General features: G+C 71.4%; 24 protein-coding genes. 9 read left to right on the top strand and 15 right to left on the bottom strand.

Going from position 1 to position 23,502, the window contains the following annotated elements; all coding sequences use genetic code 11:
* The first annotated feature begins 15 nt into the window (after positions 1–15).
* The gene (locus tag G5C65_RS08895) at positions 16–1,893 is read left to right on the top strand and encodes an endonuclease/exonuclease/phosphatase family protein (RefSeq protein ID WP_165298169.1); all 1,878 of its coding nucleotides are present in this window, start codon (positions 16–18) and stop codon (positions 1,891–1,893) included.
* On the opposite strand, the gene G5C65_RS08890 is transcribed toward G5C65_RS08895, so the two are convergent.
* From G5C65_RS08890 to G5C65_RS08830, 13 genes are all read right to left on the bottom strand, one after another.
* Complete coding sequence (locus tag G5C65_RS08890) at positions 1,826–2,662, bottom strand: EI24 domain-containing protein (RefSeq protein ID WP_165298167.1); 837 nt, start codon at positions 2,660–2,662, stop codon at positions 1,826–1,828. The two genes, G5C65_RS08895 and G5C65_RS08890, sit on opposite strands and share 68 nt — an antisense overlap.
* Before the next feature lie 36 nt (positions 2,663–2,698).
* The gene (gene dapD, locus G5C65_RS08885; protein WP_165298165.1) at positions 2,699–3,688 is read right to left on the bottom strand and encodes a 2,3,4,5-tetrahydropyridine-2,6-dicarboxylate N-succinyltransferase; all 990 of its coding nucleotides are present in this window, start codon (positions 3,686–3,688) and stop codon (positions 2,699–2,701) included.
* A 65-nt stretch (positions 3,689–3,753) separates the two neighbouring features.
* Positions 3,754–4,293 carry a TetR/AcrR family transcriptional regulator gene (locus tag G5C65_RS08880; protein WP_206441407.1) on the bottom strand — a complete coding sequence of 180 codons (540 nt, stop codon included), beginning with the start codon at positions 4,291–4,293 and terminating at the stop codon, positions 3,754–3,756.
* Positions 4,293–4,613, bottom strand: a complete 321-nt coding sequence (locus tag G5C65_RS08875; RefSeq protein WP_165298163.1) for a DMT family transporter — start codon at positions 4,611–4,613, stop codon at positions 4,293–4,295. The genes G5C65_RS08880 and G5C65_RS08875 overlap by 1 nt, the downstream gene beginning before the upstream one ends.
* Before the next feature lie 66 nt (positions 4,614–4,679).
* A complete protein-coding gene (locus G5C65_RS08870) occupies positions 4,680–5,051 on the bottom strand; it encodes a VOC family protein (RefSeq protein WP_165298162.1) in 372 nt (123 codons plus the stop codon).
* Between the two features lie 60 nt (positions 5,052–5,111).
* Positions 5,112–5,441 (bottom strand): metal-sulfur cluster assembly factor, encoded by a 330-nt coding sequence (locus tag G5C65_RS08865; RefSeq protein ID WP_165298161.1) that lies wholly within the window; start codon positions 5,439–5,441, stop codon positions 5,112–5,114.
* A complete protein-coding gene (sufU, locus tag G5C65_RS08860) occupies positions 5,438–5,905 on the bottom strand; it encodes a Fe-S cluster assembly sulfur transfer protein SufU (RefSeq protein WP_165298159.1) in 468 nt (155 codons plus the stop codon). The genes G5C65_RS08865 and sufU overlap by 4 nt, the downstream gene beginning before the upstream one ends.
* Positions 5,906–5,923: 18 nt before the next feature.
* On the bottom strand, positions 5,924–7,183 hold the full coding sequence (locus G5C65_RS08855; protein ID WP_338146288.1) for a cysteine desulfurase: 1,260 nt from the start codon (positions 7,181–7,183) through the stop codon (positions 5,924–5,926).
* A complete protein-coding gene (gene sufC / locus G5C65_RS08850; protein WP_165298157.1) occupies positions 7,180–7,944 on the bottom strand; it encodes a Fe-S cluster assembly ATPase SufC in 765 nt (254 codons plus the stop codon). The genes G5C65_RS08855 and sufC overlap by 4 nt, the downstream gene beginning before the upstream one ends.
* 7 nt (positions 7,945–7,951) lie before the next feature.
* The gene (locus tag G5C65_RS08845) at positions 7,952–8,281 is read right to left on the bottom strand and encodes a non-heme iron oxygenase ferredoxin subunit (RefSeq protein WP_165298156.1); all 330 of its coding nucleotides are present in this window, start codon (positions 8,279–8,281) and stop codon (positions 7,952–7,954) included.
* Positions 8,278–9,459, bottom strand: coding sequence for a Fe-S cluster assembly protein SufD (gene sufD / locus G5C65_RS08840; RefSeq protein ID WP_165298154.1), 1,182 nt, complete (start codon positions 9,457–9,459; stop codon positions 8,278–8,280). The genes G5C65_RS08845 and sufD overlap by 4 nt, the downstream gene beginning before the upstream one ends.
* A 71-nt stretch (positions 9,460–9,530) precedes the next feature.
* Entirely contained in the window at positions 9,531–10,952 is a 1,422-nt protein-coding gene (gene sufB, locus G5C65_RS08835; RefSeq protein ID WP_165298153.1) for a Fe-S cluster assembly protein SufB, read from the bottom strand.
* Positions 10,949–11,782 carry a helix-turn-helix transcriptional regulator gene (locus tag G5C65_RS08830; RefSeq protein ID WP_165298152.1) on the bottom strand — a complete coding sequence of 278 codons (834 nt, stop codon included), beginning with the start codon at positions 11,780–11,782 and terminating at the stop codon, positions 10,949–10,951. Before G5C65_RS08830 ends, sufB begins: the two co-directional genes overlap by 4 nt.
* Before the next feature lie 135 nt (positions 11,783–11,917).
* Here G5C65_RS08830 and G5C65_RS08825 point away from each other — a divergent pair, with 135 nt between their 5' ends.
* The 3 genes from G5C65_RS08825 (at position 11,918) to G5C65_RS08815 (ending at position 14,722) form a co-directional block, all read left to right on the top strand.
* Positions 11,918–12,844, top strand: coding sequence for an ABC transporter ATP-binding protein (locus G5C65_RS08825; protein ID WP_165298151.1), 927 nt, complete (start codon positions 11,918–11,920; stop codon positions 12,842–12,844).
* Entirely contained in the window at positions 12,841–13,611 is a 771-nt protein-coding gene (locus G5C65_RS08820; RefSeq protein WP_165298149.1) for an ABC transporter permease, read from the top strand. Before G5C65_RS08825 ends, G5C65_RS08820 begins: the two co-directional genes overlap by 4 nt.
* Before the next feature lie 67 nt (positions 13,612–13,678).
* The gene (locus G5C65_RS08815; protein WP_165298147.1) at positions 13,679–14,722 is read left to right on the top strand and encodes a COX15/CtaA family protein; all 1,044 of its coding nucleotides are present in this window, start codon (positions 13,679–13,681) and stop codon (positions 14,720–14,722) included.
* Here the strand turns inward: G5C65_RS08815 and G5C65_RS38450 are convergent.
* Entirely contained in the window at positions 14,680–15,918 is a 1,239-nt protein-coding gene (locus tag G5C65_RS38450) for an amidohydrolase (protein ID WP_206441406.1), read from the bottom strand. The genes G5C65_RS08815 and G5C65_RS38450 overlap by 43 nt on opposite strands.
* A 110-nt stretch (positions 15,919–16,028) precedes the next feature.
* Here G5C65_RS38450 and G5C65_RS08805 point away from each other — a divergent pair, with 110 nt between their 5' ends.
* A complete protein-coding gene (locus G5C65_RS08805; RefSeq protein ID WP_165298145.1) occupies positions 16,029–16,346 on the top strand; it encodes a hypothetical protein in 318 nt (105 codons plus the stop codon).
* A 56-nt stretch (positions 16,347–16,402) separates the two neighbouring features.
* Here the strand turns inward: G5C65_RS08805 and G5C65_RS08800 are convergent, their stop codons facing one another.
* A complete protein-coding gene (locus tag G5C65_RS08800) occupies positions 16,403–17,350 on the bottom strand; it encodes a heme o synthase (RefSeq protein WP_165298144.1) in 948 nt (315 codons plus the stop codon).
* Between the two features lie 411 nt (positions 17,351–17,761).
* On the opposite strand from G5C65_RS08800, the gene tkt reads away from it, so the two are divergent.
* The 4 genes from tkt to opcA form a co-directional block, all read left to right on the top strand.
* Positions 17,762–19,837, top strand: a complete 2,076-nt coding sequence (gene tkt, locus G5C65_RS08795; RefSeq protein ID WP_165298142.1) for a transketolase — start codon at positions 17,762–17,764, stop codon at positions 19,835–19,837.
* Positions 19,838–19,894: 57 nt separating this feature from the next.
* Complete coding sequence (tal, locus tag G5C65_RS08790) at positions 19,895–21,013, top strand: transaldolase (protein WP_165298140.1); 1,119 nt, start codon at positions 19,895–19,897, stop codon at positions 21,011–21,013.
* 5 nt (positions 21,014–21,018) lie between these two features.
* On the top strand, positions 21,019–22,554 hold the full coding sequence (gene zwf, locus G5C65_RS08785; RefSeq protein WP_165298138.1) for a glucose-6-phosphate dehydrogenase: 1,536 nt from the start codon (positions 21,019–21,021) through the stop codon (positions 22,552–22,554).
* On the top strand, positions 22,551–23,502 hold a 952-nt coding region (gene opcA / locus G5C65_RS08780), incomplete at its 3' end, for a glucose-6-phosphate dehydrogenase assembly protein OpcA (RefSeq protein ID WP_165298137.1). The genes zwf and opcA, both read left to right, overlap by 4 nt.

Raw genomic sequence — 23,502 nt, 5'->3', positions numbered from 1 at the left:
CCCCCGGAGGCTTCCGTGTCATCCCGTCCGGCCCGCAGATCCGCGGTCACCGTTGCCGCGCTGTGCTCCACGTTGCTCGTCCTGCCGCCCGCGGCGAACGCCGAGAACGCCGACGACGCCGGCAACGCCGGGACCGCCGCGCGTACCGACGGTGTGCGCATCCACGACATCCAGGGCAGCACCCGGATCTCCCCGCTCGCGGGCCGGCCCGTCACCGGCGTCCCCGGCGTCGTCACCGGGGTGCGCGGCTTCGGCTCGGCGCGCGGCTTCTGGCTCCAGGACCCCCGCCCGGACCGCGACCCGGCCACCAGCGAGGGGATCTTCGTCTACACCGGCAAGCAGACGCCGCAGGTCCGCGCGGGCGACACCCTGCGGGTCTCCGGCACCGTCGGCGAGTTCTACCCCGGCGGCAAGGGCTCCGGCGGCCAGTCGCTCACCCAGCTCACCGACGCCACCTGGACCGTCCACGGGCACGGCCACCGGCTGCCCGCCGCGTTCCGCCTCACCCCGCGCAGCGTGCCCGAGGCGTACGCACCGGACGCGGGCGGCGGCAGCATCGAGGGCCGCACCCTGCGCCCGGGCCGCTACGCCCTGGACCGCTACGAGTCGCTGGAGGGCATGCGGGTCTCCGTGCGCAACGCGCGGGTGACGGGCCCCACGTCCCGCTACCACGACCTCTTTGTGACCAGCGACCCCGGTCAGCACCGCACCCGGCGCGGCGGCACCTTCTACGGCTCGTACGCGGCGCAGAACGGCGCCCGCGTCAAGGTCTCCTCGCTGCTCGACCTGGACACCCGCCCCTTCCCCGTCGCCAACGTCGGCGACCGGCTGCGCGGCACCACCGAGGGCCCGCTGGACTACGACCAGTACGGCGGCTACGCCCTGCGCGCCACCGAGCTGGGCACGCGCCAGGACCGGCGGCTGCGGCGCGAGCGGACCCGGCCGCAGCGCCGCGACGAGCTGTCCGTCGCGACGTACAACGTCGAGAACCTGTCCCCCAGGACGGAGCCCGCCAAGTTCGACCGGCTGGCGACGGCCCTGGTGAAGAATCTGGCCTCGCCGGACATCGTCACCGTCGAGGAGGTCCAGGACGACACCGGCCCGGCCGACGACGGCACCGTGAGCGCCGGGAAGACGCTCAGGATGCTCGCCGACGCGGTACGGAAGGCGGGCGGGCCCGCGTACGAATGGCGGCAGATCGATCCCGAGGACGGCCAGGACGGCGGCCAGCCGGGCGGCAACATCCGGGTCGCGTTCCTCTACAACCCCGAGCGCGTCTCCTTCACCGATCGCCCGGGAGGCGACGCCACCACCCCGGTCGGGGTCGCCGACCACGCCGGCACCCCGGCGCTGACCGCCTCGCCGGGCCGGATCGCGCCGCAGGACCCGGCGTGGGAGGCGAGCCGGAAGCCGCTCGCGGGCGAGTTCCGGTTCCGGGGCCGCCCGGTCTTCGTCCTCGCGAACCACTTCAGCTCGAAGGGCGGCGGCGATCTGGAGGGCGACCAGCCGCTGTACAGCCGCTTCCAGCCGCCGACCCGCTACTCGGAGCCGCAGCGCGTCGAACAGGCGAAGCTGGTGAATTCGTTCGTCCGTGAGGTGCGTGCGGTTGACCCGGACGCGGTGGTCGTCGCGGGCGGCGACTTCAACGACTTCCCGTTCTCCCCCTCGCTGGACGCGCTCCGCGCCGGCGGCGCGCTCACCAGCCCGATGGACCGGCTGCCCCGCAGCGAGCAGTACGGCTATGTCTTCCAGGGCAACTCGCAGGCACTGGACCACATCCTGACGAGCCCCGGCGCGGGGCGGCCCCGGTACGACATCGTCCACATCAACGCGGAGTTCGCGGATCAGGCCAGTGACCACGATCCGTCCGTGGTCCGGATCCGGCTGCGGTAGCCCCCTCCGCGTCCTCTGCCTCGTCCTCGTCCCCCGCGCCGGTCAGGTCCCGCACGAGCAGCGCCGCGCCCGCCACCGCGCCCGGCATCAGCAGGACCGCCACGAAGGGGACGAGGAAGAGCAGCACCAGCGGCACCCCGAAGCCGAGCGCGAGCGCCCTGCGCTGCCGCAGCATCCGCAGCCGCTCGCGCACCGGGACCCCCCGGCGCTCCAGCGCGACCGAGGCCAGCTCCAGGGTGAGGAAGAACCCGGCGACGCAGAGGCCGGCGAGGGGGACCACGGTCTGGCCGAAGAACGGCACGAAGCCCAGGAAGAACAGCGGCACCGTCCACATCAGGGTGCGGCCCAGCACGAAGAGGCTGTCGCGGAGGGAGACCCACAGCCCTCGCCACAGCGACAGGTCGGGGCCCTCGGGCAGCTCGCCCTCGGACTCCTCGACCTGCTCCGACAGCTTCTCGTAGAACGGGTCGCCGATCAGCAGGGTGACGGCGGCGAAGCTGACGACGGAGACAGCCGCGAGGGCGAGCCACAGCAGCACCGCGAACACGGTCCGCAGCAGCGTCCGCCAGGGCGAGCCCCAGTCGTCCGCGAAGGGCGTGGCCCAGCTCGCGATGTCGCCCGTCCAGAAGGCGAGCGCGACGAGCGCCGCCGTGTAGAGGACGAAGGTGACCAGCGCGGGCAGCAGGCCGAAGCCGAGCCACCGTCCGTGCCCCAGCACCCAGCGCTGGCCCCGCCCCAAGTACCGCGCACCGGCGGCAAGTTCACGCATACGCCCAGCGTATCCGCGCCCCCTCGGCTTCGGGGGTCAGTTGTGGGTGTGGAGGGCCTCGTTGAGCCCGCCCCAGGAACCGCTGCGCTGCAGCACCTCGACCGTGCCGGAGACGGAGTTGCGGCGGAAGAGCAGATTGCGGGCCCCGGACAGCTCGGCGGCCTTCACGATCTTCCCGTCCGGCAGCGTCACCCGCGTTCCTGCCGTGACATAGAGGCCGGCCTCGACGACGCAGTCGTCGCCGAGGGAGATGCCGATGCCGGACTCGGCGCCGATCAGGCAGCGCTCGCCGACCGCGATGGTCTCCTTGCCGCCGCCGGAGAGGGTGCCCATGATCGAGCCGCCGCCGCCCAGGTCGGTGCCGTTGCCCAGCACGACGCCCGCGCTGATCCGGCCCTCGACCATGGAGGTGCCCAGCGTCCCGGCGTTGAAGTTGCAGAAGCCCTCGTGCATCACCGTGGTGCCCTCGGCCAGGTGCGCGCCGAGGCGGACGCGGTCGGCGTCGCCGATCCGGACGCCCTGCGGGGCCACGTAGTCCGTCATCCGCGGGAACTTGTCGACGCTGGTGACGGCGAGCGGCCGGCCCGCGGCGCGGGCCCTCAGCCGGACGTCCTCCAGGGTGTCGAGCGGCACGGGTCCCAGGCTGGTCCAGGCGACGTTGGCCAGGTGGGCGAAGATGCCGTCCAGGTTCTGCCCGTGCGGGCGGACCAGCCGGTGGCTGAGCAGATGCAGCCGCAGATAGACGTCGTGCGCGTCCAGCGGCTTGTCGTCGAGGGAGGCGATGACCGTGCGGACGGCGACGACCTCGACGCCGCGGAGCGGGTCGGGCCCGATGGCCTGCGGTGCCGCCTCCCCGAGCAGCTCGGCGGCGCGCGCGGCGTCCAGCCGCTCGGAGCCGGCGGGCCCCGGCGCGTCGCGCAGCTCGGGGGCGGGGTACCAGGTGTCGAGGACGGTTCCCCCGGCGGTGATGGTGGCAAGCCCGGCGGCGACGGCGCCGGTGGTGCGGGTGGTGGGTGCTTCGGTCATGCCAGGAACGCTATCCGGCGCACCCCCGCGCTGACGAACCGGCCCGGATGCCAGGCCGTCGCCCGTCAGCCGATCACCCGGGCGAGCGCGGCCCGGACCTCCGTGCGGTCGAAGGGCCGGTCGGTGAGCAGGAACTGCAGCAGCAGCCCGTCTATCAGGGCCGTGAGCGCCCGTGCCGTGGCGAGGTCGGGGGTGTGCCGCCCGAGCACCCCGGCCATCTCGTCCAGCCAGGCGGCGGCCACCGGCTGGAGCAGCGGGCGGCTGAGCGCGGCCAGATACAGCTCGTACTCCAGCCGGATCCGGCCGCGGCCGCCGGAGGTGTACTCCTCCAGCAGCTGGGTGAGCGCGTCCAGCAGCGAGTCGCCGCCGGACAGCCTGGCCTCCCAGCCCTCGATGGCGCTCACCGGCTCGCAGGTGACCTGTTCCAGCGCGGCGACGAGCAGCTCGTCCAGGCTCGCGAAGTGGTACGTGGTGGAGCCGAGCGGTACATCGGCCTCGGCGGCCACGGAGCGGTGGCTGAGCGCCTCGATGCCCTTCAGCTCCACGATGCGGATCGCGGCGTCGATGATCCGCTGCCGCCGATCGGGGTCGTAGCGGCGCGCCATCAGTGCGCACCTCCCAGATTCAGCACGATCACTCCGCAGATCACCAGCAGCACTCCCAGTATCCTCGCCGCCGACACGGCCTCGCCGACGAAGACCATGCCGATCAGGGCGATGGCGGCCGTGCCCGCGCCGGACCAGATGGCGTAGGCGGTGCCGACGGACATCGTCTTCAGCGTGTGCGCGAGCAGTACGAAGGCCACAACATACCCGAGCCCGGTGGCCAGCGAGGGCCACAGCCTGCTGAAGCCGTCGCTGTACTTCATGGAGGTGGTCGCCAGGACCTCGGCCAGGATGGCACCGGAGAGCGTCGCGTACATCATACGTACGAGCGTACACAGCGATATGTACGCTCGTACACTGACTTTCGGATCAGGCTCCGATCCGGTTCAGTCCAGCAGGGTCTTCTTGTGGGCCAGCACGCAGAACTCGTTCCCCTCGGGGTCGGCCAGGACGATCCACGGCACGTCCTCGCGCTGCCCCACGTCGGCGCGCCGGGCGCCCAGCGCCAGCAGCCGCTCGACCTCGGCGTCCCACTCCCCCTCCCCGGGGGTCAGGTCCAGGTGCAGCCGGTTCTTGCCGGCCTTCTCCTCCGGCACCGGCAGGAAGACGATCCCGGGCAGCGCCTCGGGCGAGGGGGCGATGATCACCTCGTCCGGGTCCTGGTGCACGATCCGCCAGTCCAGCACCTGCGCCCAGAAGCGGGCCAGCCCGGCGAGGTCGTGCGCGTCCACGGCGATCTGGTAGAGCGAAAGAGTCATGCCCGCCAGCATGGCTGGCGGGCATGGTGATGTCAGCGCCGGTGCCCCGGCGTGCCGGGCTCAGACGTTGAAGCCCAGCGCGCGCAGCTGCTCGCGGCCGTCATCGGTGATCTTGTCCGGGCCCCAGGGCGGCATCCAGACCCAGTTGATCTTCAGTTCGTTGACGATGCCCTCCGTCGCCGAGCGGGCCTGGTCCTCGATGACGTCGGTCAGCGGACAGGCCGCCGAGGTGAGCGTCATATCGATCGTGGCGACGTTGGAGTCGTCGACGTGGACGCCGTAGACCAGGCCGAGATTGACGACGTCGATACCCAGCTCGGGGTCGACGACGTCCATCATCGCCTCGCGGACCTCGTCCTCCTCGGCGGGCTTGGTGGTCATCTCCGTCATGCCGCGCCCCTCTCCTTCTCGCTGAACACCTGCGCTGTCGCGTCCTTCCATGCCATCCAGCTCAGCAGAGCACACTTCACCCGCGCCGGATACTTCGAGACCCCGGCGAACGCGACCGCGTCCTCCAGCACGTCCTCCATCACATCGATATCGGCCTGCTCGATCTGCCCCTTGGACTGCATCAGCTCCAGAAACGTGTCCTGGATCCTCCGCGCCTCCGGCAGCTCCTTGCCGACGAGCAGCTCGTTCAGCACGGAGGCGCTGGCCTGGCTGATGGAGCAGCCCTGGCCCTCGTACGAGACGTCCTGGATCGTTTCACCGTCGTACCGCACCCGCAGGGTGATCTCGTCCCCGCAGGTCGGGTTGGTGTGGTGCGCCTCGGCATCGCCGTCGCGCAAGCCGCGCCCGTGCGGATGCTTGTAGTGGTCCAGGATCACGTCCTGGTACATCGAGTCCAGCTTCACCGACAGCCCCTCACAGCCCTATGCGAAGAAATTCCGTACGTGTTCCAGCCCGTCGGCCAGAGCGTCGACCTCGGCGGGCGTGTTGTACAGATAGAACGACGCTCGCGTGGTCGCAGGAATTCCATAGCGCAGACACACCGGGCGTGCGCAGTGGTGGCCCACCCGGACCGCGATGCCCTGCTCGTCCAGCACCTGGCCCACATCGTGCGGATGGATGTCGCCCAGGGTGAAGGAGATCGTGGCGCCCCGGTCCTCGGCCGAGTCCGGGCCGATGATCCTGAGGTCGGGGATCTCCCGCAGCCTGCGCACCGCGTACTCGGTGAGGGCGTGCTCGTGCTGCCAGATGCGGTCCATGCCGATCGCCGAGAGATAGTCCACGGCGACGCCGAGCCCGACCGCCTGCGCGACCGGCGGGGTGCCCGCCTCGAACTTGTGCGGCGCCGGGGCGTAGGTCGAGGAGTGCATGGTGACCGTCTCGATCATCTCCCCGCCGCCCAGGAACGGCGGCAGGTCCTCCAGCAGCTCCTGGCGGCCCCAGAGCACACCGATGCCGGTCGGACCGCACATCTTGTGCCCGGTGAAGGCGACGAAGTCGGCCTGCAGGTCCTGCACGTCCAGCGGCATATGCGGGGCCGCCTGCGAGGCGTCGACCACGACCAGCGCGCCGACCTCCTGCGCGCGGCGGATGATGGGCTCCAGCGGGTTGATCGTGCCCATGATGTTGGACACCAGGGTGAGCGCGACGACCTTGGTCCGCTCGGTGATCAGCTCGTCCACGCCGGAGACATCGAGCCGCCCGCCGTCGGTCAGCCCGAACCACTTCAGCTCCGCGCCCGTGCGCTGCGCGAGCAGCTGCCACGGCACGATGTTGGAGTGGTGCTCCATCTCGGTGATGACGATCTCGGTGCCGCGCTCGACGCGGTAGGGCTCGTCGGCCCAGCCGAGCATGTTCGCCACGAGATTGAGGGACTCCGAGGCGTTCTTGGTGAAGACGACCTCGTCCCGGCTGGGCGCGTTGATGAACTCCGCGACCTTGTCACGCGCGCTCTCGTACAGCGCCGTGGCCTCCTCGGCGAGCACATGGACGCCGCGGTGCACATTGGCGTTGTGCCGCTCGTAGTAGTCGGCCAGCGCGTCGAGCACCTGGGTGGGCTTCTGGGACGTGGCGGCGTTGTCCAGGTAGACGAGCTTCGCGCCGTCGTGGACCACGCGGTCCAGGATGGGGAAGTCCTTCCGGATCGCCTCGGTGTCGAGAAGGCCCGGCAGAGTTGAGGTCACGCAGCGGCACCACCCTTCACATACTCCTCGTAGCCCTCCTCCTCCAGCTTGTCCGCCAGCTCGGGGCCGCCGGACTCGGCGATCCGGCCCTTGGCGAAGACATGCACGAAGTCGGGCTTGATGTACCGCAGGATGCGGGTGTAGTGGGTGATCAGCAGGGTGCCGACCTCGCCGCTCTCGCGGACCCGGTTGACGCCCTCGGAGACCACGCGCAGCGCGTCCACGTCGAGGCCGGAGTCGGTCTCGTCCAGGATCGCGATCTGCGGCTTCAGCAGCTCCAGCTGAAGGATCTCGTGGCGCTTCTTCTCGCCGCCGGAGAAGCCCTCGTTGACGTTGCGCTCGGCGAAGGCCGGGTCGATGGAGAGCCGCTCCATGGCCTCCTTGACCTCCTTGACCCAGGTACGCAGCTTGGGCGCCTCGCCGCGCATCGCGGTGGCGGAGGTGCGCAGGAAGTTGGACACCGAGACACCGGGGACCTCGACCGGGTACTGCATGGCGAGGAAGACGCCGGCGCGGGCCCGCTCGTCGACGGACATCTCCAGGACGTCCTCGCCGTCGAGCTTCACCGAGCCGCTGGTGACGGAGTACTTCGGGTGGCCGGCCAGGGAGTAGGCCAGGGTGGACTTGCCGGAGCCGTTCGGGCCCATGATCGCGTGCGTCTCGCCCTGCTTCACGGTCAGGTCGACACCGCGCAGGATCTCGTTCGGGCCACCCTCGGTCTCGACGGAGACGTGCAGGTCGTTGATCTCAAGCGTTGCCATGGGGACTTCAGGACTCCTGGGTGACGGAGACGAGCACATCGTCCCCTTCGATCTTGACGGGGTAGACGGGTACGGGGCGGGTGGCGGGCAGCCCGGAGGGCTTGCCGGTGCGCAGGTCGAAGGTGGAGCCGTGCAGCCAGCACTCGATCTGGCAGTCCTCCACCTCGCCCTCGGAGAGCGAGACGTTGGCGTGCGAGCAGATGTCGTAGATCGCGAACACCTCGCCCTCGGTCCGGACGAGCGAGACCGGGACCCCGCCCAGCTCGACGCGCAGCGGAGTGTCCTCTTCCAGGTCACTCAGCGCGGCGGCGCGTACGAACTCTGCGGTGGCGCTCATGAGACGGACGCCTCCAGCTCGGTCTCGATCTTGGCGATCAGCCGCTCCTCCAGGTCCGGCAGGCCGATCTGCTGGACCAGCTCGGCGAAGAAGCCGCGCACGACCAGGCGGCGGGCCTCCTGCTCGGCGATGCCGCGCGCCATCAGATAGAACAGCTGCTCGTCGTCGAAGCGGCCGGTGGCCGAGGCGTGCCCGGCGCCGACGATCTCCCCGGTCTCGATCTCCAGGTTGGGGACCGAGTCGACCCGGGCGCCGTCGGTGAGCACCAGGTTGCGGTTCAGCTCGTAGGTGTCGGTGCCGGTGGCCTCGGCCCGGATGAGCACGTCACCGATCCACACCGCGTGCGCGTCCTCGCCCTGGAGCGCGCCCTTGTAGGCCACGTTGGAGCGGCAGTTGGGGGTGTCGTGATCGACCAGCAGACGGTGCTCCTGGTGCTGGCCCGTGTCGGTGAAGTACAGCCCGTACAGCTCGGCCTCGCCGCCGGGGCCGGCGTAGCTGACGCGGGGGCTGAGCCGGACCACGTCGCCGCCGAAGGTGACGACGACGGACTTGAAGGTCGCGTCCCGGCCGACCAGCGCGTTGTGCTGGGAGCAGTGCACCGCCGTGTCGTCCCAGTCCTGCACGGAGACGAAGGTGACCTTCGCGCCGTCGCCCAGGACGAACTCGACGTTGGCCGAGCGGACCGCGTCCCCGGTGTGGTCGATGACGATGACGGCCTCGGCGAAGGCGCCGATGTCGAAGACGGTGTGCCCGTAGGTCGCGCCGCCCTCGCCGTGCAGGCCGACCCGCACCGGCTCGGCGAGCACGGCCTCCTTGGGCACCGAGATGACGGTGGCCTTCTCGAAGGAGGAGAACGCCTGGGCCGCCACCCGGTCGACGGGCTTGCCGGCCCGGCCGATCCGCGCGTCGTCCCGCGGGACCGTCTCGACGGTGACCCCGTCGGGCGCGGACACCTCGATCTTGATCGCACCGGACGCGTCGGCGGTGCCGTCGTGCAGGCCCTTCAGCCGCTCCAGGGGAGTGAAGCGCCACTCCTCCTCGCGGCCGTGCGGCACCGGGAAGTCCGCCACGTCGAAGGACGGGGGCGCACTCATCCGCGTCGCGGTGGTGGACTCCGCCGCGACGGCGACGGCGCCGGACGTGGTGGCGCCGGCTGGGATGTTCTGAGCCTCAGCCATGGCTGTCGTGTTGCTCGCTTTCTGGATCAGGAGGATGGGGGCTGGACGGGGGGATGCGGGCCGACGCGGCGTCAGCCCACCGCGCCCTCCATCTGGAGCTCGATCAGCCGGTTCAGCTCCAGCGCGTACTCCATGGGCAGCTCCTTGGCGATCGGCTCGACGAAGCCGCGGACGATCATCGCCATGGCCTCGTCCTCGGACAGGCCGCGCTGCATCAGATAGAACAGCTGGTCGTCGCTGACCTTGGAGACGGTCGCCTCGTGGCCCATCGTGACGTCGTCCTCGCGGACGTCGACATACGGGTAGGTGTCGGAGCGGGAGACGGTGTCGACCAGCAGCGCGTCGCACAGCACGTTGGACTTGGAGCCCTCGGCGCCCTCGCCGATCTCGATCAGACCGCGGTACGAGGTGCGCCCGCCGCTGCGCGCCACCGACTTGGAGACGATGTTCGACGAGGTGCGCGGCGCCATGTGCACCATCTTGGCGCCCGCGTCCTGGTGCTGGCCCTCGCCCGCGAAGGCGACCGACAGGGTCTCGCCCTTGGCGTGCTCGCCCATCAGGTAGACGGCGGGGTACTTCATCGTCACCTTGGAGCCGAGGTTGCCGTCGACCCACTCCATGGTCGCGCCCTCGTAGGCCACGGCGCGCTTGGTGACCAGGTTGTAGACGTTGTTCGACCAGTTCTGGATCGTGGTGTAGCGGCAGCGGCCGCCCTTCTTCACGATGATCTCGACGACGGCGGAGTGCAGCGAGTCCGAGTTGTAGATCGGCGCGGTGCAGCCCTCGACGTAGTGCACATAGGCGTTCTCGTCGACGATGATCAGGGTCCGCTCGAACTGGCCCATGTTCTCGGTGTTGATCCGGAAGTACGCCTGGAGCGGGATGTCGACGTGCACGCCCGGCGGGACGTAGATGAAGGAGCCGCCGGACCACACGGCGGTGTTGAGCGCCGCGAACTTGTTGTCACCCGCGGGGATGACGGTGCCGAAGTGCTCCTGGAAGAGCTCCGGGTGCTCCCTGAGCGCCGTGTCGGTGTCCAGGAAGAGGACGCCCTGCTTCTCCAGGTCCTCGCGGATCTGGTGGTAGACGACCTCCGACTCGTACTGCGCGGCGACGCCGGCCACCAGGCGCTGCTTCTCCGCCTCCGGGATGCCGAGCTTGTCGTAGGTGTTCTTGATGTCCTCCGGCAGGTCCTCCCACGTCTGGGCCTGCTTCTCGGTGGAGCGCACGAAGTACTTGATGTTGGCGAAGTCGATGCCGGTCAGGTCCGAGCCCCAGGTCGGCATGGGCTTCTTCTCGAAGAGCCGATGCCCCTTCAGACGGAGCTTGAGCATCCAGTCGGGCTCGTTCTTCTTGCCCGAGATGTCACGGACGACCTCGTCGGACAGGCCGCGCTTGGCGGCGGCACCGGCCTCGTCGGAGTCGGCCCAGCCGTACTCGTAGTTGCCCAGACCTTCCAGCTCGGGGTGGGCAGTCTCCGTGGGAGCGGTCATTCGGGGTTCCTCCCGGCCTCGTTCACCGATGCGGTGGCTGTGGTGATGGCGTTGCTCGTCGTGCTGGTGGTCGTGCTGGGGGTCTTCGGATGGGCCCGGTGTGCATGCGGGATGAACGTGGTGCACACCCCGTCGCCGTGCGCGATGGTCGCCAGGCGCTGCACATGGGTGCCGAGCAGCTGGGAGAAGAGCTCGGTCTCCGCCTCGCACAGCTGCGGGAACTGCTCGGCGGTGTGCACCACCGGGCAGTGGTGCTGGCAGAGCTGCTCCCCGGCCGAGGCCGGCGCGCCGCGCGCCGTGGCAGCGTACCCGTCCTCGGTGAGGGCCGCCGCAAGCGCCCTCGCCCGCTGCTCGGGCGGCACGTCCTCCAGGGCCGCGCGGTACTTCTCCGCGTCCTGCGCGATACGGGCGCGGGCGAAGGCCGCCACGGCCGCCTCGCCGACCTCGCCGCCGCCGGCGGACTGGGCGATCCACCGCAGGGCGTCGGCCGCGAGCTGGTCGTACGCCTGGTCGAAGGCGTCCCTCCCGCAGTCCGTGAGGGCGAAGACCTTGGCCGGGCGGCCCCGGCCCCGCGCGCCGTAGACCCGCTTCTCACGGGGCTCGACCACGCCCTCCGCCACCAGTGCGTCCAGATGGCGCCGGACGGCCGCCTGGGTCAGCTCCAGCCGCAGCGCCAGCTCGGCAGCGGTGGACGGGCCGTGGTCGAGAATGGAGCGCGCGACCTTGTTGCGCGTGCCGTGCTGTTCATCCGGGGCGCCGGACACGGGTGCGGAACCGGTGGCCTGTGTGGCCGCCGGACGCGCCTCCCGAGCCTTACCCCTCTTTTTCACAACGCCATTGTTGCTTAATTCCGCTGGGCCCGGCAACCCGCCTCTGTGACCTGCCACAATGGGGTGCGTCACGTAAGGGGAGCCTTACCGGCGCCCCCGCCCGTACGGGGCGCGCGACCTCCTTAGACTGCGTCCATGCAAACTTCTGCGGCTGTGGAAGTCGCGGGGCTGGTGAAGAGGTACGGGGACAAGACCGCCGTCGACGGACTCGACCTGTCCGTCCTGCGCGGCACCGTCACCGCCTTCCTCGGCCCCAACGGCGCGGGCAAGACCACCACCATCGAGACCTGCGAGGGCTACCGCAGCCCCGACGCGGGCACGGTCCGCGTCCTCGGCCTCGACCCCGTCGCCGACGGCGCCGCACTGCGCCCGCGGATCGGCGTCATGCTGCAGAGCGGCGGGATCTACCCCACGGCGCGCGCCGAGGAGACCCTGCGCCACATGGCCACCCTGCACGCCCACCCCCTCGACGTCCCGTCGCTGGTCGAACGGCTCGGCCTCGGCTCGTGCGGGAGAACGCCCTACCGCCGCCTCTCCGGCGGCCAGCAGCAGCGCCTCGCGCTCGCGCTGGCCCTGGTCGGCCGCCCCGAGCTGGTCTTCCTCGACGAGCCCACCGCGGGCCTCGACCCGCAGGCCCGGCACGCCACCTGGGACCTGGTGCGGGAGCTGCGCACCGACGGCGTGACCGTACTGCTGACCACGCACGCCATGGACGAGGCCGAGGAGCTGTCCGACGACGTCGCCATCGTGGACGGCGGCCGGGTCATCGCCCAGGGGACGCCCGAGGAGCTGTGCAAGGGCGGCGCCGAGAACACCCTGCGGTTCGGCGGACGCCCGGGACTGGACCTGGGCTCGCTGCTCAAGGCCCTCCCCGCGGAGACCGTCGCCGTGGAGCTGAGCCCCGGCAGCTACCGCCTCACCGGCACCGTCGACCCGCAGCTGCTCGCCACCGTGACGTCCTGGTGCGCCCAGAACGGCGTACTGCCCGACCGCATCTCGGTCGAGCGCCGCACCCTGGAGGACGTCTTCCTGGAGCTGACGGGGAGGGAGCTGCGGTCATGAGCGTCGAGGGAACGTACGCGCCGAAGCCCGGGGCCGCGCCGCTGCCCCGGATGATCCGCGCGCAGGCGCTGCTGGAGACCAGGACGCTGCTGCGCAACGGGGAGCAGCTGCTGCTCACCGTCGTCATCCCGACGCTGCTGCTGGTGCTCTTCAGCGCCGTGGACATCGTCGACACCGGCGCCGGAGAGCGGGTCGACTTCCTCGCGCCCGGGATCCTCGCGCTGGCGGTGCTGTCCACCGCGTTCACCGGGCAGGCCATCTCGACCGGGTTCGAGCGCCGGTACGGCGTACTGAAGCGGCTCGGCGCCTCCCCGCTGCCGCGCTGGGGGCTGATGGCCGCGAAGACCTGCTCCGTCCTGGTCATCGAGGCGCTGCAGATCGTGCTGCTCACGGTGGTGGCGCTGGCGCTCGGCTGGTCCCCGCACGGCAACCCCGCCGCCGTCGCCCTGCTGCTCGTCCTCGGGACGGCGGCCTTCTCCGGGCTCGGGCTGCTGATGGCCGGGACGCTGCGCGCCGAGGCGACCCTGGCCGCCGCGAACCTGGTGTTCATCCTGCTGCTGATCGGCGGCGGCGTGGTCGTGCCGATGGACAAGTTCCCCCAGGGCGCCCAGGACGCGCTGGGGCTGCTGCCCATCGCGGCGCTCTCCGACGGACTGCGGGACGTGCTCCGGCACGGCGCCGGCCTGCCCTGGGCCGACCTGGGCATCCTCGCCGTCTGGGCCGTGCTCGGCCTCGGGGCGGCGGCCCGCTTCTTCCGGTGGGAGTGAGCACGGGGCCCGCGCGCCCGGCACCCCCTCGTGAATCCATGCACAAGCGGCGCTCTACGATGGGCCCGTGCCGAATCTGCTCGAAGCCGTACGCAACCCCCTCGCGTATATCGCCGCGCGCTGGACGCCGACCCAGCGCACCCTCCAGCAGGCGACCTTCCTCGCCATGCTGATGAGCGTCGTCATCGTGGTGAGCGGCGGGGCCGTGCGGCTCACGGGCTCCGGGCTGGGCTGCGACACCTGGCCCAAGTGCAGCGACAACAGCCTGGTGGCCACCTCGGAAATGGGGTTCCACGGCGCCATCGAGTTCGGCAACCGGATGATGACGTGGGTGGTGTCCGCCGCGGTGGGCTGGGCCATCATCGTCGTACGGGCCGCGAAGCCGCGCCGCCGGGGGCTGAGCCGGCTCGCCTGGTCGCAGTTCTGGCTGGTGATGAGCAACGGTGTGGTCGGCGGCATCACGGTGCTGACCGACCTGAACCCGTACACCGTCGCGGGCCACTTCCTGGCCGCCCTCGGGCTGCTCACCGTCACCACGCTGACCTGGCTGCGCGCCCGGGAGGGCGACACGCCGCCCCGCCCGCTGGCCGGCAAGGCCGTCAAGCAGCTGGTGTGGGCGCTGACGGTGTTCACCGCGCTGCTCATCACCGCCGGCACCGTCGTCACCGGCTCCGGGCCGCACGCGGGCGACAGCAGCGATGTGCCGCGGATGCCGGTCGACTGGAAGACCGTCGCGCAGGTGCACGCCGACCTCGCCTGGATCGTGGTCGGACTGACGCTGGCGCTGTGGTTCGTGCTGCGCGCTGTGGACGCGCCGGTCGGGCCCAAGCGGTGCACCCGCGACCTGTTCCTCGTGCTGATGTCCCAGGGCGTCATCGGCTACGTGCAGTACTTCACCGACGTGCCCGAGGCCCTGGTCGCCGCCCACCTGCTGGGCTCGTCCCTGGTGTGGCTCGCGATGCTGCGCGTCCTGCTGTCGCTGAGGGAGCGCGGACTGCCGCAGAACGAGCGGGCCGTCGTGCAGGCGGCCACGGCGCCCTCCGTCCCCTCCCCGGCGTCCGAGGCGCCTCAGCGCCCGGCGCCTTCCCCCTCCCCGACGCCCAGCCCGTAGACGCGGGAGGCGTTGCCGCAGGCGATACGGGCGGCGATCCGGGAGGCGTCCGCGCGGGCGCACACCCCCTCCTCGACCCATTCCGCCAGCACCCGCCCCAGCGCGGCCGTGAAGCCGCGTGCCCGGGTGACGTACAGCTCGGGCAGCGCCCGCGCGCGGGTGGCGAACAGCAGCTTCCCGAACGGCGCCTCCGCCAGCGTCTCGGCGGGCGACGGCCCGGCGTCCGCGTAGACGTGCGGGAAGGCCGCCGCCAGCCGGGCCGCCGCGCGGTGGTGCGGAGGGCGGGCCAGTAGCACCAGCGCGGTGCCCCGCCCCGTGGTCGCGCCCAGAAAGCCCTCCAGCGGCGCCGGGTCGCCGCAGCGCAGCTGCAGGGGCCTGCCGGTGGTCAGGGCGCTCCACAGCAGGTGCCGGACCAGCACGGGCTCGTGGTGCAGCGCGAGTCCGGCTATCCGCCGCAGCGGCTGTACGGACGCCTCCGCGCGGTGCCGCAGCCAGCGGGCCGCCGCCGACAGGACCTCGCCCAGGCCGGGCGGCTCCGCCTCGTGGAAGCCGGCGCCGCTGATGAAGGCGACGGTGCCACGCGCCGCGGTGTGGAGGGCCTCGGCGGTGTTGGTGACGAACGCGCGGACCGACCCCGAGGTGTCGGCGATCTGCGCGGCGAGCGCCTCCAGGCCGACCGCCTCCCGCACCCGGCCGCCGGAGGCGGCGGCCAGCTCGCCGGGCGAGGTCAGCCCGTACGGCGCGGCGGGTCCCTCGCACGCCCCCGCCATGAGCGCCTCCCCGGCCTCCGGGCGGAGCGCGCCGTGGCCCCCGGGGCCGCCGGGGCCGCCGTGCCCGTCCGGGCCGCCGACGCCGCCGCCGGGGTTCTCGGGCGTGTCGGACGCGCCCGCCGGGGAGGTGTCCACCAGGAAGCAGCCGATGCCGCTGCCGTGCAGCAGAGCGCGCGCTGCGGCGTACGCGCCCATCTCGCGCCTGCGTGCCAGATAGCGGGCGGGTGGGCAGTGCGGCTCCAGGCCGAGCAGCGGCGGGCACCAGCGGCGTACGGCCAGCCCCGGGCCGCTGTCGTAGAAGGAGCCCTCGTAGAAGGTGCCGCGGTACGGCGCGCCGGCGCCGGCCTCCGCGGCGAGCCGCGCCTCGAAGGTGGCGAGGCCGAGCTCCGTGTGGAGAACTCCGTGGCTGTGCTGGTCGACGAGCATATGCGGGCCCCTCTCCCCCTCCGCCCCCACACGGTTTAACGGCCGGGTGCGGTTCGGGTGGCGGCCGGGGACCGTCGCCGGTTGGCTTACCCGCCGGTAGCATCGGGGTCATGGCAGCAGACACCAGCAAGCAGGCGGCCCGGCTCGCCAAGGAGATCAGCGCGTTCACCCGGGCGCACGGGGGCAGTGCCGAGGGGCAGATCGCCTATGTCGGGCAGGTCGGATTCCGTATCGTCCTGGTCGCGGCGGACGGGACGTGGGGCGACCTGATGGCCCCCACGAAGGAGGACGCCGAGCAGGCGCTGGCCCGCGCCGAGGTGCCCGCGCGGGAGGGCTTCGACGGGGAGATGGCGGACCGGGTGCGCACCGGGCCCTACGAGTGGAGCCGGATGGCCGGCCTCCAGATCGGCGGCCCCGCACAGCCGTGACCGCGATCGCGCCGGGTGCCCTCTTCCCCTCCGGGGAGGGGGCGCCCCGGCCCGCGTCAGCGCAGGAAGGGGTCGACCGCCACCGCTACGAAGACCAGCGACACATAGGTGATGGACCAGTGGAAGAGCCGCATCTCCTTCAGCTTGGCCCCCGTCACGCCCGCCTTCGCGCGGGCCCGCAGGGCGTGCGCCTCCCACAGCCACAGGCCGCCCGCCAGCAGCGCCACGACGGGGTAGAACCAGCCGACGTAGCCGAGCGGCCACAGCAGCAGTGAGGTGCCGACCATCACCCAGCTGTAGATGACGATCTGCGTCGCGACCGCCTTGTTGCCGGCGACGACCGGCAGCATGGGGACGCCGACCCGCGCGTAGTCGTCCTTGACCTTCATGGACAGCGGCCAGTAGTGCGGCGGCGTCCAGAAGAACATGACGAGGAAGAGGATGACGGCGGCCCAGCTCACCTCGTTCTTCACCGAGGACCACCCGATCAGCACGGGCATACAGCCCGCGATGCCGCCCCAGACGATGTTCTGCGAGGTGCGCCGCTTCAGCAGCAGCGTGTAGACGAACACATAGAAGAGCAGGGCTCCCAGGGCGAGGGCTCCGGAGAGCCAGTTCACCAGGAAGCCCAGCAGCAGGGTGGACCCCACGGCCAGGCTGATCCCGAAGACCAGGCACTCGCGCGGGCTGACCATGCCGGTGACCAGCGGACGCTGCTCGGTGCGGTGCATCAGCGCGTCGATGTCGCGGTCGATGTACATGTTGAGCGCGTTGGCACCGCCCGCTGACAGATAGCCGCCGACGCAGGTGACCAGGACGAGCCGCAGGTCGGGCACGCCCTGGGCGGCGAGGAACATGACCGGAATGGTCGTCATGAGCAGCAGCTCGATGATCCTGGGCTTCGTCAGTGCGATGAACGCCTTGACCCGGGCCCCGAACGGCCGGTGGCGGGCACTGTGGTCCAGTACCCCCGGTGGACGGGATTCGACGGCCGTCACGGACACCCCTGATCACCTCAAGAACCTGCGAGCGCGCGGGCGTCAGGCCCGCTCAAGCTCGCGCGTACCACGCCACCTTAGACGTTGCGGATACCTCGCCCGTCATGGGGGGTGGTCCGTGTTGGCACCCGCCCCACCAGCGGCCCAGTGCCGCGGCGGGCAGCGGCGGCCGGATTTCACGCGGGTTCGGGAGGCGCGGCGCGGGGACACGCGGCAGCCTGGAAGGGTGTCGCGGAGAGCCCGGCAGGCGGGCCCCGCGGAATACCGCAAGCCCGGAACCAGTTGCCCGAGGTGCCGAGTGACCAGCTCGTGAACGCTCGAAAAGACGCACGCACCACCGGGGGTACGCTCGACACCGCCCGGTGGACGCAGAGCCACCGGCCCTTCCGAACATGTGGAGAGGAGCCCTGACGCAGGGTGAGCACCAAGCCGACCACCACAGATCTTGAGTGGACCGATCTGGACCAGCGGGCCGTCGACACCATCCGGGTCCTGGCCATGGACTCCGTGCAGAAGGTCGGCAACGGCCATCCCGGTACGGCCATGAGTCTGGCACCCGTCGCGTATCTGCTCTTCCAGAAGCTGATGCGGCACGACCCGTCCGACCCGGCGTGGACGGGCCGGGACCGGTTCGTGCTCTCCGTCGGCCACTCCAGCCTGACCCAGTACATCCAGCTCTACATGGCCGGCTACGGCCTGGAGATGGACGACCTCAAGGCGTTCCGCACCTGGGGCAGCCGCACCCCGGGCCACCCCGAGCACGGCCACACGGTGGGCGTCGAGACGACCACGGGCCCGCTGGGACAGGGCGTCGCCAACGCCGTGGGCATGGCCATGGCAGCGCGCTACGAGCGCGGTCTGTTCGACCCGGACGCCCCGGCGGGCGAGTCGCCGTTCGACCACACCGTCTGGGTGCTGGCCGGCGACGGCGACCTGGAGGAGGGCGTCTCCGCCGAGGCGTCCTCGCTGGCCGGCCACCAGAAGCTGGGCAACCTGGTGCTGCTCTGGGACGACAACCACATCTCCATCGAGGGCGACACCGAGACCGCGATCTCCGAGGACACCGTCGCGCGCTACGAGGCGTACGGCTGGCACGTCCAGCGCGTCGACCAGCTGCCGAACGGCGACCTGGACCCGCAGGGGCTCTACCAGGCGCTGTGCGCCGCGCGGGCCGAGACCGGGCGCCCGTCCTTCATCGCCGCCCGCTCCATCATCGCCTGGCCGGCCCCGAACGCGCAGAACACCGAGGCCGCGCACGGTACGGCGCTCGGCGCGGAGGAGGTCGCGGCCACCAAGAAGGTACTGGGCTTCGACCCGGAGCAGCACTTCTTCATCGACGACGAGGTGCTGGCCCATGTGCGCAAGGCCGTCGAGCGGGGCCAGGAGGCGCACGCCGCGTGGTCCGAGCGGTTCGACGCCTGGCGCCGGGCCGCCCCGGAGCGCGCCGCCGAGTTCGACCGGATCAGCGCGGGCAGGCTGCCCGAGGGCTGGGAGAAGGCGCTGCCGTCCTTCCCCACGGGCGAGGCGGTCGCCACCCGCAAGGCGTCCGGCGCCGTACTCAAGGCGCTCGGTGCGGTGATCCCCGAGCTGTGGGGCGGCTCGGCCGACCTCGCGGGGTCGAACAACACCACGTTCGACACGTCCTCCTTCCTCCCGGAGGGCAACCCGCTGCCGAACGCCGACCCGTACGGCCGCACGGTGCACTTCGGCATCCGCGAGCACGCCATGGGCTCGACCATGAACGGCATCGCGCTGCACGGCAACACCCGGGTCTACGGCGGCACCTTCCTGGTGTTCTCCGACTACATGCGCCCGGCCGTCCGGCTCGCCGCGCTGATGCAGGCGCCGGTGACGTACGTGTGGACGCACGACTCCGTCGGGCTCGGCGAGGACGGCCCGACGCACCAGCCGGTCGAGCACCTGTCCGCGCTGCGCGCCATCCCCGGCCTGAACATCGTGCGCCCGGCCGACGCCAACGAGACGGCGACCGCCTGGGCGGAGATCCAGCGCCGGCACGGCACCAAGCCCGCGCCCCACGGCCTCGCGCTCACCCGCCAGGGCGTGCCGACCTACGAGCCGAACCCGAACGCCGCGAAGGGCGGCTACGTCCTGTTCGAGGCCGAGGGCGGGCACCCGCAGGTCATCCTCATCGGCACCGGCTCCGAGGTGCAGCTCGCGGTGGAGGCGCGCGAGCGGCTGCAGGCCGAGGGCGTCCCGACCCGGGTGGTGTCGATGCCGTCCGTGGAGTGGTTCGAGGAGCAGGACCAGGCGTACCGCGACAGCGTGCTGCTGCCCGACGTCAAGGCGCGGGTGGCCGTGGAGGCGGGCATCGGCCTGACCTGGCAGCGGTACGTGGGGGACGCGGGCCGCACGGTCTCGCTGGAGCACTTCGGCGCGTCGGCCGACGGCAAGGTGCTGTTCAAGGAGTTCGGCTTCACTGCCGAGGCCGTGCAGCTCGCCGCCAGGGAGTCGCTCAAGGCCGCGGGCCGCTGAGGCCGCACCCGCAGGAAAGACAGCTTTACCCTCACGAACACAGGAGATGCGAACCCCATGACGGACGCACTGAAGCGCCTCTCCGACGAAGGCGTCGCGATCTGGCTGGACGACCTGTCCCGCAAGCGGATCACCTCGGGCAACCTCGGCGAGCTCCTCGACGAGCAGCACGTCGTGGGCGTCACCACGAACCCGGCGATCTTCCAGAAGGCCATTTCCGGCGGTGACGGCTACGAGCAGCAGCTCGCGGACCTGGCCAGCCGGGGCGTGGCCGTGGACGAGGCCCTCCGCATGATCACCACCGCCGATGTGCGGGACGCGGCCGACGTCCTGCGCCCCGTCTTCGACGCCACCGGCGGCAAGGACGGCCGGGTCTCCATCGAGGTGGACCCGCGGCTGGCGCACCGCACCACGGCGACCATCGCCGAGGCCCGGCAGCTGGCCTGGCTGGTGGACCGCCCGAACACCTTCATCAAGATCCCGGCCACCAGGGCGGGGCTCCCGGCGATCACCGAGACCATCGGCAAGGGCATCAGCGTCAATGTCACGCTGATCTTCTCCCTGGAGCGCTACCGCGAGGTCATGGACGCCTATATGGCGGGCCTGGAGAAGGCGAAGGCCCTGGGCCTGGACCTGGCGGAGATCCACTCGGTGGCGTCGTTCTTCGTCTCCCGGGTGGACACCGAGGTCGACAAGCGCCTCGCCGCCCTGGGCACCGACGAGGCGGCGGCGCTGAAGAGCACGGCGGCGCTGGCCAACGCCCGGCTGGCCTACCAGGAGTACGAGAAGGTCGTCGCCGGCGACCGCTGGCAGGCGCTCACGAGGGCAGGGGCCAACGCGCAGCGCCCGCTGTGGGCCTCCACCGGTGTGAAGGACCCCCAGCTGCCGGACACGCTGTACGTCGACGGGCTGGTCGCGCCGAACACCGTCAACACCATGCCGGAGGCCACCCTGCAGGCCACCGCGGACCACGGCGAGATCACCGGGGACACGGTGCGCGACGGCTACGCCGCGGCCCAGGAGGTGCTGGACAGCCTCGCCAAGCTGGGCATCTCCTACGACGACGTGGTGCAGGTGCTGGAGGACGAGGGCGTGGAGAAGTTCGAGTCCGCCTGGCGGGACCTGCTCAAGTCCACCGAGGCGGAGCTGCAGCGTCTCGCCCCGAAGGAGGCGTAAGCCAGGTGAGCACCGTCAGCAGCACGGGCAATCCGCTGCGTGACGCCCAGGACCGGCGGCTCCCGCGTATCGCGGGGCCGTCGGGCCTGGTGATCTTCGGCGTCACGGGCGATTTGTCACGGAAAAAGCTGATGCCCGCCGTCTACGACCTGGCGAACCGGGGGCTGCTGCCGCCGGGCTTCTCGCTCGTCGGCTTCGCCCGCCGGGACTGGGAGCACGAGGACTTCGCGCAGGTCGTGCACGACGCCGTCAAGGAGCACGCCCGCACGCCGTTCCGCGAGGAGGTCTGGCAGCAGCTCGCCGAGGGCATGCGCTTCGTGCCGGGCGTCTTCGACGACGACGAGGCGTTCCGGACCCTCAAGGCGACCATCGACGAGCTGGACAAGTCCCGCGGCACGGGCGGCAACTTCGCCTTCTACCTCTCCGTGCCGCCCAAGTTCTTCCCCACCGTCGTCTCGCAGCTGAAGAAGCACGGGCTGTCGGACGGCGAGGGGGAATCCTGGCGCCGCGCGGTCATCGAGAAGCCGTTCGGGCACGATCTGAAGAGCGCCCGGGAGCTGAACGCGGTCGTCCACGAGGTCTTCCAGCCGCACGAGGTCTTCCGTATCGACCACTACCTCGGCAAGGAGACCGTCCAGAACATCCTGGCGGTGCGGTTCGCGAACACGATGTTCGAGCCGCTGTGGAACCGCTCGTACGTCGACCATGTGCAGATCACCATGGCCGAGGACATCGGCATCGGCGGACGCGCGGGCTACTACGACGGCATCGGCTCGGCCCGCGACGTCATCCAGAACCACCTCCTCCAGCTGCTCGCCCTCACGGCGATGGAGGAGCCCACCTCCTTCGACGCCCACGCGCTGCTCACCGAGAAGCTCAAAGTGCTCAACGCCGTCCGGCTGCCGAGGGAGCTGGGCCGCCACACGGTGCGCGGGCAGTATGCGGCGGGGTGGCAGGGCGGCGAGAAGGTCGCCGGCTACCTCGACGAGGACGGCATCGACTCCAAGTCGAAGACCGACACCTACGCCGCGGTCAAGCTGGAGATCGACAACCGCCGCTGGGCGGGCGTCCCGTTCTATCTGCGGACGGGCAAGCGCCTGGGCCGCCGTGTCACCGAGATCGCGGTCGTCTTCCAGCGCGCCCCGCACTCCCCGTTCGACGCGACCGACACCCAGGAGCTGGGCCAGAACGCGTTCGTCATCCGCGTCCAGCCGGACGAGGGCGTGACGATCCGCTTCGGCTCCAAGGTGCCGGGCACGCAGATGGAGATCCGGGACGTCACGATGGACTTCGCGTACGGCGAGTCCTTCACCGAGTCGAGCCCGGAGGCGTACGAACGGCTCATCCTCGACGTCCTGCTGGGCGACGCGAACCTGTTCCCCCGGCACGAGGAGGTCGAGCGGTCCTGGGAGATCCTCGACCCCATCGAGGAGTACTGGGACAAGCACGGCAAGCCCGAGCAGTACCCCGCCGGGACCTGGGGTCCCCAGGCCGCCGACGAGATGCTCGCACGCGACGGACGGAGCTGGCGGCGGCCATGAACATCGACCTCACGGACACCACGTCCAGCCTCATCAACGCGGAACTGGTCAAGGCCCGCAGGGCGCTCGGCTCACCCGCCACCGGCATGGTGCTGACCCTGGTCATCGTCACCGACGAGGGCAACCACTACGACGCGCTCAAGGCGGCCAGCAGCGCCTCCAAGGAGCACCCCTCGCGCATCCTCGTGGTGGTGCGCCGTCCGGGCCGCTCCCCGCGCGACCGGGCGCAGCACCGCCTGGACGCCGAGGTGCGGGTGGGCACCGAGGTGGGATCCGGGGAAACGGTCCTCCTGCGGCTGCACGGCGAGCTGTCCTCGCACGCGCACAGCGTGGTGCTGCCGCTGCTGCTGCCGGACGCGCCGGTGGTCGTCTGGTGGCCCGAGGACGCGCCCGGCCACCCCTCCGACGACAGGCTGGGCCGGCTCGCGCAGCGGCGCATCACCGACGCCGCCGCGACGGAGGACCCGGTGGGGGCGCTCGGCCTGCGCGCCGAGACCTACGCCCCCGGCGACACGGATCTGTCCTGGACCCGCATCACCCCCTGGCGGAGCGTGCTCGCCTCGGCGCTGGACCAGAAGCACGCCACGATCCACGGCGCCGTGATCGAGGGCGAGGAGTACAACCCGTCCAGCGAGCTGCTCGCGCTGTGGCTGGCCCAGCGGCTGCGGGTGCCGGTGGAACGGAAGGTCTCCGAGGGGCCCGGGATCACCGCCGTGCGGATGGAGACCAGCGAGGGGCAGATCTGCCTGGACCGCGCCGACGGCTCGCTCGCCGAGCTGTCCGTGCCCGGCCAGCCGGACCGCCATGTGGCGCTGCAGCGGCGCTCCACGGCCGAGCTGATCGCGGAGGAGCTGCGACGGCTCGACCCGGACGAGGCGTACGCGCACGCGGTGCGGTTCGGGGTGAACAAGCTGCACGGCCCGGACGGCCGGAACCCCAAGCCCGCCG

The organism is Streptomyces boncukensis, from assembly GCF_011045075.1.
Lineage (GTDB): Bacteria > Actinomycetota > Actinomycetes > Streptomycetales > Streptomycetaceae > Streptomyces > Streptomyces boncukensis.
This window is presented reverse-complemented; position numbering and strand designations above follow the sequence as displayed.